This is a genomic window from Ruegeria meonggei (genome assembly GCF_042768335.1).
In the GTDB taxonomy this organism is placed as follows: domain Bacteria; phylum Pseudomonadota; class Alphaproteobacteria; order Rhodobacterales; family Rhodobacteraceae; genus Ruegeria; species Ruegeria meonggei.
In genome coordinates, this window is the sequence record NZ_JAXHBT010000001.1 from 1,440,026 (window position 1) to 1,453,706 (window position 13,681).

At 55.3% G+C, this 13,681-nt stretch carries 16 protein-coding genes; 3 read left to right on the top strand and 13 right to left on the bottom strand.

Annotated features, from left to right (window positions below; all coding sequences use genetic code 11):
• Positions 1 to 63 precede the first annotated feature (63 nt).
• Entirely contained in the window at positions 64 to 459 is a 396-nt protein-coding gene (locus SJY13_RS07130) for an alpha-hydroxy acid oxidase (RefSeq protein ID WP_377189478.1), read from the top strand.
• 24 nt (positions 460 to 483) lie between these two features.
• Here the strand turns inward: SJY13_RS07130 and SJY13_RS07135 are convergent, their stop codons facing one another.
• From SJY13_RS07135 to SJY13_RS07195, 13 genes are all read right to left on the bottom strand, one after another.
• Positions 484 to 897 (bottom strand): methylglyoxal synthase, encoded by a 414-nt coding sequence (locus SJY13_RS07135; protein ID WP_377189481.1) that lies wholly within the window; start codon positions 895 to 897, stop codon positions 484 to 486.
• Complete coding sequence (locus SJY13_RS07140) at positions 878 to 1,396, bottom strand: 2,4'-dihydroxyacetophenone dioxygenase family protein (RefSeq protein ID WP_377189484.1); 519 nt, start codon at positions 1,394 to 1,396, stop codon at positions 878 to 880. Before SJY13_RS07140 ends, SJY13_RS07135 begins: the two co-directional genes overlap by 20 nt.
• Positions 1,397 to 1,405: 9 nt before the next feature.
• The gene (locus tag SJY13_RS07145; protein ID WP_377189487.1) at positions 1,406 to 2,107 is read right to left on the bottom strand and encodes an SDR family NAD(P)-dependent oxidoreductase; all 702 of its coding nucleotides are present in this window, start codon (positions 2,105 to 2,107) and stop codon (positions 1,406 to 1,408) included.
• On the bottom strand, positions 2,104 to 2,730 hold the full coding sequence (locus SJY13_RS07150; protein WP_377189490.1) for a 2-dehydro-3-deoxy-6-phosphogalactonate aldolase: 627 nt from the start codon (positions 2,728 to 2,730) through the stop codon (positions 2,104 to 2,106). The genes SJY13_RS07145 and SJY13_RS07150 overlap by 4 nt, the downstream gene beginning before the upstream one ends.
• Entirely contained in the window at positions 2,727 to 3,647 is a 921-nt protein-coding gene (locus tag SJY13_RS07155) for a 2-dehydro-3-deoxygalactonokinase (RefSeq protein ID WP_377189493.1), read from the bottom strand. The genes SJY13_RS07150 and SJY13_RS07155 overlap by 4 nt, the downstream gene beginning before the upstream one ends.
• The gene (locus SJY13_RS07160) at positions 3,628 to 4,317 is read right to left on the bottom strand and encodes an RraA family protein (protein ID WP_377189496.1); all 690 of its coding nucleotides are present in this window, start codon (positions 4,315 to 4,317) and stop codon (positions 3,628 to 3,630) included. Before SJY13_RS07160 ends, SJY13_RS07155 begins: the two co-directional genes overlap by 20 nt.
• A gap of 12 nt (positions 4,318 to 4,329) precedes the next feature.
• Positions 4,330 to 5,361: a C-terminal binding protein gene (locus tag SJY13_RS07165; protein ID WP_377189499.1), complete on the bottom strand. Its 1,032-nt coding sequence runs from the start codon at positions 5,359 to 5,361 to the stop codon at positions 4,330 to 4,332.
• Complete coding sequence (locus SJY13_RS07170) at positions 5,354 to 5,848, bottom strand: lactoylglutathione lyase family protein (protein WP_058276296.1); 495 nt, start codon at positions 5,846 to 5,848, stop codon at positions 5,354 to 5,356. Before SJY13_RS07170 ends, SJY13_RS07165 begins: the two co-directional genes overlap by 8 nt.
• Before the next feature lie 22 nt (positions 5,849 to 5,870).
• Complete coding sequence (locus tag SJY13_RS07175) at positions 5,871 to 6,659, bottom strand: SDR family NAD(P)-dependent oxidoreductase (RefSeq protein ID WP_377189503.1); 789 nt, start codon at positions 6,657 to 6,659, stop codon at positions 5,871 to 5,873.
• Between the two features lies 1 nt (position 6,660).
• Complete coding sequence (locus SJY13_RS07180; RefSeq protein WP_377189506.1) at positions 6,661 to 7,662, bottom strand: ABC transporter permease; 1,002 nt, start codon at positions 7,660 to 7,662, stop codon at positions 6,661 to 6,663.
• Positions 7,659 to 9,182 carry a sugar ABC transporter ATP-binding protein gene (locus tag SJY13_RS07185; RefSeq protein ID WP_377189509.1) on the bottom strand — a complete coding sequence of 508 codons (1,524 nt, stop codon included), beginning with the start codon at positions 9,180 to 9,182 and terminating at the stop codon, positions 7,659 to 7,661. Before SJY13_RS07185 ends, SJY13_RS07180 begins: the two co-directional genes overlap by 4 nt.
• 83 nt (positions 9,183 to 9,265) lie before the next feature.
• Positions 9,266 to 10,300: a sugar ABC transporter substrate-binding protein gene (locus SJY13_RS07190; RefSeq protein ID WP_377189512.1), complete on the bottom strand. Its 1,035-nt coding sequence runs from the start codon at positions 10,298 to 10,300 to the stop codon at positions 9,266 to 9,268.
• A 26-nt stretch (positions 10,301 to 10,326) separates the two neighbouring features.
• Positions 10,327 to 11,214, bottom strand: coding sequence for an SMP-30/gluconolactonase/LRE family protein (locus SJY13_RS07195; RefSeq protein WP_377189515.1), 888 nt, complete (start codon positions 11,212 to 11,214; stop codon positions 10,327 to 10,329).
• A gap of 89 nt (positions 11,215 to 11,303) precedes the next feature.
• On the opposite strand from SJY13_RS07195, the gene SJY13_RS07200 reads away from it, so the two are divergent.
• Positions 11,304 to 11,975 (top strand): GntR family transcriptional regulator, encoded by a 672-nt coding sequence (locus SJY13_RS07200; protein WP_377189518.1) that lies wholly within the window; start codon positions 11,304 to 11,306, stop codon positions 11,973 to 11,975.
• A 136-nt stretch (positions 11,976 to 12,111) separates the two neighbouring features.
• A complete protein-coding gene (locus SJY13_RS07205; RefSeq protein ID WP_377189521.1) occupies positions 12,112 to 13,677 on the top strand; it encodes a sugar ABC transporter ATP-binding protein in 1,566 nt (521 codons plus the stop codon).
• Positions 13,678 to 13,681 lie beyond the last annotated feature (4 nt).

The window sequence follows — 13,681 nt, forward strand, 5'->3', positions numbered from 1 at the left end:
CGCCGAATCTGGTATTTTTCTTTCGCACACCTACGCGAGCTGCGGCAGGAGTGGGAGGGCAACTTGATCGTCAAGGGAGTCCTGCGGTCCGAGGACGCGCAAAAAATGGTGGCCGAGGGCGTGGACTGTATCTGGGTTTCAAACCACTCCGGGCGTCAATTCGAAGCCGGGCCCGCTGTGATTGATCAATTGCCGATTATTCGCGAAGCGGTCGGTACAGACATGCCACTTATCTACGATTCCGGCGTCGCCTGGGGATTGGATATCATGCGCGCCCTGGCGAAAGGTGCAGATTTCGTCATGGTCGGACGCGCCTTTCAATATGCTGTCGCAGCGTTTGGAGCGCGAGGGGTCGACCATCTCGTTCACATCCTGAAAGCAGACATTGAGGCCAATATGAGCCAGTTGGGCGCTGAAAACCTCGACAACTTGGCCGAGCACCTTCTCAAGAGTGGCTAATCACCCTTCGCTAAGCACCGCGTATCACACACACCCGCTCATCGCCTCGTCAAGCAATCCATTAACGATCAGATCCGCAGTTGAACGCGAACAAGCCATCGGCAGGTTATAGACCGTCGCCAGGCGGGTCAGAGCTTTAACATCAACATCGTGCGGCATTGGTGACAAAGGGTCGACAAAGAAAATCAATGCATCCAGTTTCTCTTCACAGATCATAGCGCCGATCTGTTGATCACCCCCGAGCGGTCCACTTTTCAGGCAAGTCACATTCAGCTCTGGAAAGGCCTCTTTTAGTCGACCGCCGGTTGTCCCTGTCGAAAAGATTTGCACGCCGAACAGGCGGGACTGTTGTAGACCCACCCATTCAACGATTTCGTCCTTTCGCGCATCATGAGCTACTAGCGCGAAACGCGACGCGTCACCGGATGAATTGTTCAACGTAGTCTTCTCCAAGTCCTACTTCCGCAAAGTGTTTTCGGCACAGATCAATCTTGGTAAAGACATCTTCGTAGCCAGTGACCTTGCCCCACGGATCAACATAGCACATCACGCCATTGACCTGAAAATATGTGACCATCTCTTCGACATCGTCCGGGACGACCAAAGTATGTGTCTCGCCCGGCGGCTCAAAGACATAACCCCCTTCTTCCGCCACCCAATCATGTTCCAGATAATGCCAACGTCCTTTAAGGACAAAGCCGTGGACAGGTTGCGGATGGCGGTGCCGCGAAAGAACACCAGCTTTGCGCACTTTGAGAAGGTTCATCCAATAGCCTTGCGAGCGGTTCAGACAGAGCGGTCGGAACCAGACGTTTTCGGCCTGCGGAACCCATAGCCTTTCGTCCTCGCTCATCGCGTTCGGGATCACGATTTCTTCTTGCGCATCCTTGGGGAACGGCAATTGATAAGGCATTCGGGCGGTGTCGTCGTCATTCATTGATTTTCCTCACATAGCGAGATAGCCGCCATCGACCGGATAGATCGATCCGGTCACAAAGCCGGCGTTTTCACTCAAAAGCCATTGCACAAGCGCGCCGACCTCTTCGGGTTTTCCCCAGCGTTTCATAGGCGTGCGCGCCATGATTCCTGCCGTTCGCGCCGGGTCTTCCCGTAGGCCTTGGGTCATCTCTGTTTCGATCCACCCTGGCGCGATGGCATTGACCCGGACGCCGTGTTCGGCCCAGCGACCTGCAAGCGCCTTGGTCAATTGTGCAACGCCGCCCTTGGAAGCGGAATAGGCTGGAACCAAAGGCCCACCAAAGGTGCTGAGCATGGAGGCGGTATTGACGATGGCCCCACCTGTTTCCGTCAGCAACGGATGTGCGGCGAGGCAGCAGCGCATCGTACCGGTCAGGTTCACATCAAGCACCTTGGCAAATACGTCGATGTTGTATTCTTCTTCACGCATAAGAATACCTGCGCAGTTCACCAAAGCATCAAGACGCGTAAGATCGCTAAACACTGTATCGACAGAGACCTGATCAGTCACATCCAGGGTCTGTACCTTGATCCCGTCCTGGGGCACGAACGCATCCAACTCGGATTGGGACGCAGATGCAGCGATGACGGACCAGCCTGCCTCAGCCAGCGATCGCGAAACACCCGCACCGATCCCTCGCGTACCACCCGTAACAAGGGCCTGCTTCATCCAAGTTCCTCCAATACACTGGTGAAGGCGCGCGCGCGCCTGTCGATATCATCCAATGTATAGCTCGGTTTGAACAGTGCGGAGCCCAGCCCATATCCATCTGCACCCGCAGCATGATACGACGCCATCGTATCCGGCGTTATGCCACCTACCGCAGCGACGACTGCGTCTGCAGGCAATACGGCGCGCATAGCCGCTATGGCAGCGGGGGGCACCATTTCCGCCGGAAAGAATTTGAGCACCGAAGCTCCGATATCCAATGCCGTTAAGGCCTCGGAGGGGGTCATGACGCCCGGACACCAATACAGACCCCGTGCGACAGCCGCGCGCCCGATGTCCGGGTTCATATTAGGCGACACGATGATCCGCCCGCCTGCATCTGCGACCGCCCCGACCTGATCCGTAGTCAACACTGTGCCAGCGCCGACTATGGCTTGAGCGCCATGTTTCGCAACGATCTGCGCAATCAATTCCTGCGGGTCCGGTGAGTTGAGCGGCACTTCAATAATCCGAAACCCGGCATCGAAGAGCACATCAGACACCGGGCGCGCATTTTCTGGTGCCAGCCCCCGCAAAATCGCGATCAGCGGATTTGCCGCAAGGGCTGCAGTAAGGTCAATCATCCGAGTAACCCCGCAGCGCGTGCGATCAGGAAATGCCCCTTTGCCACTATATCATCTGGCGCGCGACGACTTTCGAAACCGGCTATTCGAAGAGCAATTTCGTAGCGGTCTGACAAATCGCTACGTCCTACAACAGTGATTGTCCCAACTTCGTTCAATTCACCCGTTGCAGCAGCTACTTCGGTACCGATCAACAAACCTGACAGGTAGTCAGCCGTTGCAACCTTTGGAATTTTGCCCATGAGAGGAAGCGTCCGGACATGGAAAAGGCTGTGCAGCAAGTTCGACGTTCCATCGAGGCCGGCTTTTACACCCATTGTGAACGCCTCCTCACTGAAGGTATCGTCCTTCATCAAGGTCCCGAGGATTGTGTGCCCTTTCAGCGCAGAGAAGATCTCACCCGTCATGTAAGTCGAAAAATCTACGATTTTCCCGCCTGCAACCTGAACCCATTTGCTGTGAGTTCCCGGCATCACAAACGTGCCTTCGCTTAAACCCAGCGAAGAGGCCCCAATGATCTGGGTTTCTTCGCCGCGCATGACGTCCGGTCCTCCGGCATGTTCGGTCGAAGCACCCGTTACAAAGTGAATGCGTGCTCCACTGGTTGCGTCATGAGGGACCAGAGCCCGTGCAAGACCGCCCGCGCCGAGCGGCATTTCGGCATACTGCGTTTCTACCCAGCCATTGCGGCTGGTGATCATGCCAGATGCCAGGATCGGCAGGTTTTCTTTAGTGACCCAAGGGCCGATGAGACGATCAAGAACCGACTCAAACGTTTGTCCTGCAACCTGCATTATGCCTTCAGGCGACGAGACCCCATCGATCACTTCGCCTTCTGCACCAATGAGAAATGCACGGAACGATGAAGTGCCCCAATCTACGCCGATCAGCGCTGGCTCAGATGCGACCGAATTCATTCAGCAGATCCTCGACGGTTTTGCCTTGGGCCACCCATTTACGGGTTTCCTCCTCTCGGTCAGCTTGCTCTTGAGCAAGGCGCACGGTTTCTTCGGCGATTTCCTGTGGAACCACAACGACGCCCATGAGATCAGCTACAATGAAATCTCCGGGGTTTATGACGACGCCCCCACAGGCGATTGGCACATTGATCGAAAGCTCTTCTTTACGTTCTGAGAACATCGTGTGCGTACCACGTGGCGTGATCGCGCGCGTCCAGATTGGCCAGTTGATGTCTTCCAGCTCATCTGTGTCGCGCCCGGTGCCATCAACGATCATGCCGCGGATACCACGGTTCTTAGCCAGGCCACCCATGAGGCCGCCACAGACCGAAGTTTGGCGATCACCACCCGCGTCCACGACGATCACGTCCCCGGGTTGTCCCATTTCAAGCGCTCTCAAAGGGTCGACCAGATCGCCTTTTGAAAGCTGAACCGTCACGGCCTGGCCTGTCACCTTGGCGCGGAAAGCAGGCTTGATGGCGCTGTCCATCACACCTGTTCGGTACTGCACATCCGCAAAAATGGCAGCGGCAGAGTACGCCTCCAACACCTTGTCGAATTTTTTGAGAAGTTCCGGGTTTCTTTCTAAATCATTGAAAACCCTAAGGTCCGTGCTGACGTCTGGCATTCTTGTCTCCTGTTATGCGGTAGATACGGCCAATGCGTCGGCATTGACTGTGTAGTCGGGTTTTTGTCCTGTCAGGACCTTGGCCACCTGAGTGGCCGCGGTGACCCGTGCTGCGTGTATGGATTCCTCGGAATAGTAGGCGGCATGTGGCGTTACGAGGACGTTGGGCAGTGTGAACAACGGGTTGTTATCAGGCGTCCAGTTGGCGCGCTTGGCCGGCTCTTCTTCGGGGTCGTCGAGCCCTGCAGCAGACAGATGGCCTTCGGTCAGCGCCCGGAACAGCGCCTTGTTGTCGACCGTTGGTCCGCGTCCAGTGTTCACGAGTATCGCACCGGGTTTCATGACAGAGAATTCGACATCAGACAGAAAGTGATGCGTGTTCGGCGTCATCGGAGCCTGCATCAGAATATAGTCGGACCTAGCCAGTAATTCGGGCTTGCTCACCAGCTCGACCCCAAGCTTCGCGGCAGCTTCTTTTGGCAAATACGGATCATAAGCGATGACCGCAACTCCGAAAGATTGCGCCCGAGCTACGATGGCTTGCCCGATTTTACCCAGCGAGACGACACCCATCGTCCTCCCACGTAACCGGTAGACCGGCTGTCCGCTTTGCCACTGCCAGACCCCTGCATGAGTGGCCCGATCATAGTCGGGTAACTTGCGAGCAAGAGTCAGCCAAAGGGCAATCGCGTGATCGGCAACTTCCTCGGTACAATAGTTTTGCACGTTAGTGACGAGGATGCCTTGTTCCGTGGCCGTGCCAACATCCACGATATCCACGCCGACGCCATATCGTGCGATGACCTCACAGTTGCGCATCCGCGTGATCGTTTCCTTCCCGATCCGGGCATATTGATTCATCATCGCAGCGCAATGCGGCGCGACATCGAACAGGTCTTCCTGACGCTTGGCCTGAAGCGCGATCACTTCGGCACCCGCGGCTTCCAGGATTTCCGTTTCAACGGTGACGTCGCCAAAATCGTAGTCGGTTATCACGACCTTGGGCCTGTCCGTTCTGGGGGGAAAGTTGGCGCGATCAGTCATAGGCACCCGCCGAATAGGTCAATTCATACGAGTGACTGTAAAGCTCGAAGATGTTGCCAAACGGGTCCTCCATATAGACCATGCGATAGGGCTTTTCGCCGGGGTAATATTTACGCACCTGTTGCATGCGCTGGCGGCCACCCAAATCTTCGATGACCTTGATGCGACCTTCCAGATCCTCGTCCTGCACGCAGAAATGGAACAAACCGCGCCGCCAGTATTCAAACGGACGTTCCTCTTCGACGGTTCTCGGGAATTCGAATAACTCGATGCCGACGCCATCTCCCATCGACAAATGCGCGATGCGGAAGCTTCCCCAACCTTCCCCAAACACATCGTCGCACATCTGACCAATGGCGCTTTCGTCATGCAGGATTTCGGTTGGTTCCATCAGCACATAGAGACCGAATGCTTGGGAATAAAACTCCACGGCTTTTTCCAGGTCCGGAACCGTGATGCCGATATGTGAGAAAGTAAGAGCAGCCATGGGAGGCTCCTTTTGTTAGCAGTTAAAGAATGTTACGAACGATGCCGCCTTCGATCCGGTGCGCAGAACCGTTGGAGGCCGAGCTGGCCGAGATCGTGACGATCATGCGGGCGACCTCGTCTGGTTGGACAAAGCGCTGTATGAGCGATGTGGGTTCATCTGATTTGAAGTAATTGTCCACGATCGTGTCGAGCGGCTCACCCTTTTGATCGGCGAGGCCGTCAAAATAGACCTCGACACCTTCTGTCCAGGTTGGACCTGGCAGGATCGAGTTAACCCGGACTTTCGTACCTTTTGTGAGCTCTGCCATGCCACGTGTCAGACCTAACATGGCAGTTTTGGTGACAGAATAGTGCACCATCTGAGGCAGTGGTTTGACCGCTGCTTCACTGGCCATATTGATGATGGACCCTTCCCCCCGGCGTAGCATCTCGGGCAGGAAAATCCGGCTCATCCGAACGGCGGACAGGACGTTGATGTTGAAGTAATGCATCCAGTCGTCATCGGTCAGATCCTCAAACGGTTTGACCGAAAAGATGCCGACATTGTTGACCAGCACATCAACTGTACCGCGCGCTTGCGCGAAATCCGCCAGAGTATCCGCATCAGCGGTTTTTGTTAGGTCGGCCGCAATGCCTTCAACCTCGCCCAGAGATGACAGGTCATCGACGCAGGCGGACACTTCCGCCTCGGTCAGGCCATGCACGATGACCCGCGCGCCTTCTTCCAGATAGACCCGGGCAGTGGCTTTGCCGATGCCGGAACCTGAACCGGTCACCAGAACCAGCTTATCTGTAAGTCCCAGATCCATCTCAGGCTTCCTTTTTTAGGCTTGATGATTGCTGTGACGACGAGCGGCCAAATATGCGGCCCATGAGGGCCGAGATTTCCGCGCGCCACATGTCTATGCCGACGGCCATCAAGATAATCAGGCCCAACACGATGTTCTGAACGGAAGATGGTGCGGCGTTCAGGTTCAGACCATTCTGGACGATAACGATTGTCATCGCTCCCATCAGTGTGGCGAGGATGTTGCCACGCCCGCCTGCAAGACTGGCGCCCCCAACTACAGCAGCAGCAATGGCCTGTAGTTCCAACGTCTGGCCATAGTTGGGCGAACCCGAGTTGAGGCGTGCTGACATCAGGATGGCCCCGACAGCCGTCATGAAACCCGCGATGACAAATGTCGTGGTCTGAACCTTACGGACGTTGATGCCTGTCAGAACGGCAGCGGCTGGGTTGCCACCCACAGCATAGATCTCGCGGCCGAGTTTTGTGAAGTTCATCGTGAACGCGGCAAGGGCATAGAAGAACACGAGGTAGAAGAACGGCAACGGAACGCCGAACAGCTTACCGTAAAAGATCGGCTCCAACGCTGGATCCAGCGAAAAGATCGGCGAGCCATTGTTGAAGGTCAGCGCAAGGCCTCGAAAGGCAATCAATGCCGCCAGTGTGGTTATGAACGACGGAATGCGCCCGTAGGCGGTTATCAATCCGATGAAAAGACCGAGCAATCCGCCAATAAAGAGAATGAGTGGTAGCGCCAAAACCAACGGAATACCGATGAATTTCAACAACTGCGCAAGGATCATGGTTAGCAAGGCCACCATCGACCCTGAACTCAGATCAATGCCCGCCGCGAAAATCACGATGGTAGATCCAATTGCGATCAACGCCACAATGCTCACCTGCAAGGACAGGTTCGACAGGTTGCCTGGGTTCAGAAAGCGCTCTGTCGTAAGGGCGACAATCAGAGCGACGATCACCATGGCTGCAAATGGCCCAATCAATTGAGTGTCAAAGATTCGCTTCATGCGAAAGCCTCCTCAGGCTTGGAATGGGAAATGTCGGCGGAAGCGCGCACTAGATCGTCATGAGTAAGCTCAGATGCATCGACCGTGCGCGCGATTGTGCCATGTTGTACAACGGCAATCCGGTCACTCATCGCCAGCAGCTCGTCATGGTCCGAACTGATCAGGATGATCGATTTTCCCGCACGGGTGAGCCTGTTGATCAGCTTGTAGACGGCGATCTTGGCGCCAATATCGATCCCCTGTGTCGGCTCATCGAGGATCAGGATGTCCGAGGCAGAGAACAGCCAGCGCGCGATCACGATCTTCTGCTGATTGCCACCAGACAGGAAATTGACCGTTTTTTCTTCGGCCTGGGTCGAGATTTCCAGATCGCGGATCAGATCATGGGTAGCTTGCTCTTCCACCCTAAGTTTCAAGACTCCGAACCGGCTTAGCTCGCCTAAAGACGCTGCAGTTACGTTCCCGCTTGCGCGAAAGTTGAAGAACAACCCATCAAACTTGCGGTTTTCCGGAACGAGGGCCAATCCAGCACGGATCGCATCGATTTCCCGGCGGAAGTGAACCGGTTTGCCGTTCAGCGTTACTTGCCCGGCAATCAATTCGTCGGTCCCGAACAGCGCGCGCGCAATTTCAGTGCGGCCACTGCCCAGGACGCCGCCCAAGCCCAAAACCTCGCCTCGGCACAGTGAAAACGAAACATCTTTCACACCTGATTTTGTGGCCAGACCGGACGCCTCCAGCACAATATCATCGGTGGCGTTCTGCTCTTTGGGATAATGCTCACCAATGTCCTCACCAACCATGGCGCTGACAATCTCAGAGACGTTAATCTTGGTCTCACCACTTGCGCGCACAACGCATCCGTTGCGTAAGATCGTCACTTCATCGACGATCCGCTCAACCTCATCCAGCCTGTGAGAAACATAGAGGATGGCGGTGCCGCGTTCGCGCATATTTCGCAAAAGCTGGTGCAGGCGCTCAATCTCATCTTCGCCCAATGCCGCAGTTGGCTCATCAAGGATGATCATGCGGGCATCCATCGCGATGGCTTTCGCGATCTCGACCAACTGTTGCTCGCCTACCGACAGCGTACCGGTGATAGTTTCGGGTGAAACATCGACATCCATTTCCGCCAACACGCGGGCGGCTTCATCGTAGACCCTGGCCCAATCGATCACACCAAAGCGAGACCGAGGCATATTGCCAAGGAAGATGTTTTCGCCAACCGATAAGGTCGGCACGATCGAGAATTCCTGAAAAACTGTCGCGATGCCCAAATCGCGCGCCGCCTGCGGGTCGCTGATTGTGACAGACTTTCCATTGTACAGGATTTGGCCGCTATCTGGTTGCTGTACGCCGGACAAGGTTTTGATCATCGTGGACTTGCCACAGCCGTTTTCGCCCAGCAGCCCATGAATGGAACCGGGCATAAGCCGGATGCAGACCTTGTCGTTCGCCAAGACACCGGGATAGGCCTTGGTAATATCGACAAACTCCCAAAGGGGCGTTGCGGGTGTCATTGCGATTGCCTCGACAAAATGAAATTCGGCTGGTTTGCAACCCGGCAGCACGCACGCGCGCCACCGGGATGCGGGGAGATGGCTCAGTATTCTTTGGACGGTTGTGGGAAGAGCTTTTCAGGCTCTTGCAGCACACTGATCGCGCCATCCTTGTCCTCAATCGATGTGGGCGTTTCGATCCAGCCACCGGGATAAGACCCGTTAAGCGCATCAATAGTGGCGTGCATTGCTGCTTTACCCATCAGGAATGGTGAAGTGTTGACGGTTGCCGTGATGTTGCCCGCCGCGATCTCTTCAAGGCCGGACGTGTCGCCATCATTGCCCAATAGAACGATGTCATTTCGGCCGAGTGCTTTCGCAGCAAAGGATGCTCCAATGATCATGTAGTCATTCGCAGCAAAGATCATGTCGAGATCGGGGTTCGACTGCAGGATATCCATGCCAGCTGTGTTGCCGCCTTCGACGTTCCATTTGCCATCGATGGATACAACGACTTCAAAGTTGTCGTTGCCCTCAATGCCGTCAAGAAAGCCACCGACCCGCTCGGTTGAGTGATACCCTGGCTGCCCTTCGATGATGCCGACCTTCAATGGTTGACCGCCATAGGTCTCGATGGCCCAATCAGCGATGGCCTGAGTACCATTGCGCTGAGAATACCCGACCACACCGTGGATCGGAGTCGGAAAGTTCGGGATGTCCGAGTTGATCATCAAAACAGCCATGCCCTTGTCAACGGCCTGCTTAAGTAGCGGCGCCGCAGCAAATTCATCATGCGTTCCAAAGATGATCGCATCCACATCCTGCGTCAGTACATCCTGGATCATACCCATCTGACCGTTGATATCCGCGCCAGACTGAGGCGCGAGCATGAAGACTTCGACCCCGGCCTCCGCAGCGACCGCTTTGATGCCCTCACCAATGGCGATGTAGTAGTTGAACTCGGTAGCCGGTGGCATATACGCGATCCGGAACGTGTCATTCTTGGGTTCAATCGCATCAATCGCAGCCTGTGCCCCGCCCTGCAGCGGCACCGGTGTCGGATAGTTTTCGGCCATTGCGACCGTTGCCAGCGTGACGAACCCCGCGGCAAGCGTAGTGCTCATAAGCGTTTTCAACATTGTTTTCTCCTCCAGAAATTCGTTGGTTATCCGTTGAACGGCGTGTCGATCACGCCGCGAATGCCGGGCTTCACGGCAAAGAGGCCGCCGGATTCCGGTTCTTTTGTTAAAGCGGCATCGTCACTCATTAACCGCGATGTCGTGATGAAAAGCGTGTCCAGGTCTGGACCGCCGAATGCGCAACAGGTGGGCTTCCAGACCGGCACCTCAATCACGCGATTGATCGTGCCGTCGGGTGCAACGCGCACAACGCGATGGCCTTCCCATTCGGCATTCCAGACGCCGCCTTCTGCATCCACGCAGGACCCATCGGGCAGGCCGGGTTCATCCTCGAAAGAAACATGCATCCGACGGTTCGAAACAGATCCACTATCAGTGTCGTAGTCGAACGCCACGATTTCCCGATCCGGGGTATCGGCAAAGAACATTGTAGTTCCATCCGCCGTGAAGCAGGTCGAATTGGCGCAAGACACCCCTTCGATGATTGTGCGCACGTTCAGGTCCGTGTCGACGCAAATAACCGACGAATCGGCATTACCCGAGACTTCGTTCATTCCCCCAACAATCAACCGCCCCTGACGATCAGTCCGCCCGTCATTCAACCGCGTCTCCGGGTTATTCGACTCGAATCGGGTGACGAGGGATTCTTCTTTCATGGCCTGATCAAGCAAAACGACACGATCTGCATAAGCAACGATCAGCCCTCCAGAGATCCGCGGAGCAAAGCAACATACGCGCTCTGGCATCTTATGAGACGTGCTTTTCGAAGTTACCGGATCAAATAAGAAAAGCGCGCTGCCTTCGATGTCGGTCCACCAGACAAGCCCATCGGCGGGATTCCAGAAAATCCCTTCCCCGTGCTGGTTCTTGCAGTCGACCACCAACTCTGCGCGCAATTTTTTGACCTCCATCATCGCTTTCTGATATCTGATATACCAGCTTGCCTAATCTGGTGTATCAGATATCTTGCATCTGGCAACACCTTTTTTGGAGATATCCCCAGATGGCCCTTGAGAGACCCAAATCATTGCGTGAACTCGCACTGGAGCATTTGCGGAACAGCATTATCGATGGCTCCCTGAAGATGGGTCAGGTTTTGTCGGAGCGAAAAATCTCCGAAGAACTGGGCGTGTCTAAGTCACCGGTCCGCGAGGCGCTCGCTCAACTGCGTGACGAAGGGTTGGTCAGTATCGAACCGCAAAAAGGCGCACGCGTGTTTTCCTTGTCCGAACCGGAAGTCACCCAAATCTGCGACTTTAGACAAGCGATCGAAACAGCCGCCTTCGAACTGGCATTGTCGCGTGACCCGGAAGGGCTGGCCAGTGAAATGCAACGCGTCGTGACGGAAATGGAACGAGAACGCCGACGAGGCAACGAAAAGGGCTACCTTTCACTAGATACCACGTTTCATCAGTTGATCTTCGAACATGCCGGGAACGATTATTTGACGGCTAGCTATACCCGATACATCGGTAAGATTGCAGCATTGCGAACCCACCTGGCGAAGCTACCGCAGCACACCGAACTCTCTTTTGATGAACATGCGAAGATTGCGATTGCAGTGCGTGAAGGGGACATGGTCAAAATCAAGTCTCTTCTAACGGCACATATTGATCGCACGCGGCAGGCATATAAGAGCGCTGCAATTGTTCTCGAAGGTGCCGCTGCGCCCTGACGGATAGAAAAGCTGAGTTTTTTTGAAGGGGGCGGGCCATATCGGCACCGCCCCTTTCTTGTTCGCTTCACCGCTATCTCTTTTTCATTGACATCTGAGATATCAGATGCCAATCAAAAAGCGGGAGGAGCTTTGTATGACACCTGCAATGGAACATGGCGCACTGAGGTCACAGCCACTGATTCAACTGGAAGCGGTTGGCAAAAGCTTCGGGACGAACATTGTTTTGGACGGTGTCGACTTCGAGTTGAGACCCGGTGAAGTTCACGCGCTTTGTGGTGAAAACGGTGCTGGAAAATCCACTTGCCTCGGTCTTCTTTATGGACTTCACCAGCCTACAGCCGGGCAAATCCTGTGCGATGGCAACGAGCAGCGGGTTGAAAGCCCGCCACATGCGCAATCACTCGGTATTGGCTGTGTCTTTCAGGAACTCAGCCTCGCCGGCGCCCTCTCCGTAGCGGAAAACATCTACGCCGGCCGCGTGCCCACCCGGTTGGGTGTCGTCGATTGGCCAGAATTGCGTCGTCGGGCGGAAGCGCTGCTGGCAGAGTTCGGTCTGGAAATTGATGTTTCATTACCAGTTGACAGCCTGCCGATTAGTTCCCGCCAAATCGTAGAAATTGCTAAGGCGTTGTCACTGAACTCCCGTGTCCTGCTTTTGGATGAGCCGACTTCGGCATTGGCACCCGATGAAGTGGGCGCACTATTCGACGTTTTGAAGTCCCTTACAAAGAAGGGGATTGGCATAGTATACGTCAGCCACCACATGGCCGAGATCTTCCAGATTTCAGACCGCATCACTGTTCTGCGCGACGGGCGCCGCATCAGCACATTGCCCGTGTCAGAAACCTCACAGGAAAAGGTCGTTGCCGAGATGATCGGCGGCGCGCATCCCGGTGATGTCACCCGTTCGGATCATGGCGGCGGCAACGAGGTTTTGAATGTAAAGAACCTGACGCGTCCCGGCGAGTTTGAAGACATTTCGTTTTCCATAAAAGCCGGAGAGATCGTTGGTATGGCCGGTCTGATGGGCGCCCGCCGCAGCGAGATTGTCCGATCCATCGCCGGATTGATGCATGGCGCGACAGGCGAAATCAGATTGCATGGCAAGCCAGTCAGCTTTGCGTCCTTGCGGCAAGCGATGCGCGCTGGTGTCGGGTTTGTCCCCGAGGAACGCAAGACCGAAGGTCTCTTTCTGGAACAATCGCTCAGCGACAACCTGATTGCAGCCAGTCTTTCCGAACACACGTCTGTCGGTTTCATGCGTGCCAGCACAATCAAAGCTGCGAGCCAAGCCGCCATTGACGCCTTCAGTGTCAAAACCAGCGGGATTACCGAACTTGTTGGCGATCTGTCAGGGGGCAACCAGCAAAAGATCATGCTGGCAAAATGGCTCAAACGTGCTCCAGCTCTTCTGATCATTGAGGAGCCCACAAAAGGTGTCGATGTCGGGGCCAAATTTCAGATTCACACAGAGCTTTTACGTCGAGCCGCCGAAGGGATGGCCATCCTCGTGGTGTCATCCGATTTCCCTGAACTTGTCTCTCTCTCTACGCGCATCCTTGTGGTCCACGACGGTCGCCTCATGGGCGATGTTGCGGCGGTTGAGGCAACCGAGACCACGCTCCTTCAATTGGCCGCCGGAAACTCTGTTCCATCGGTGGATGCAACTCAACCCGATCAATCAGGAGTTGCGACGTGACCAT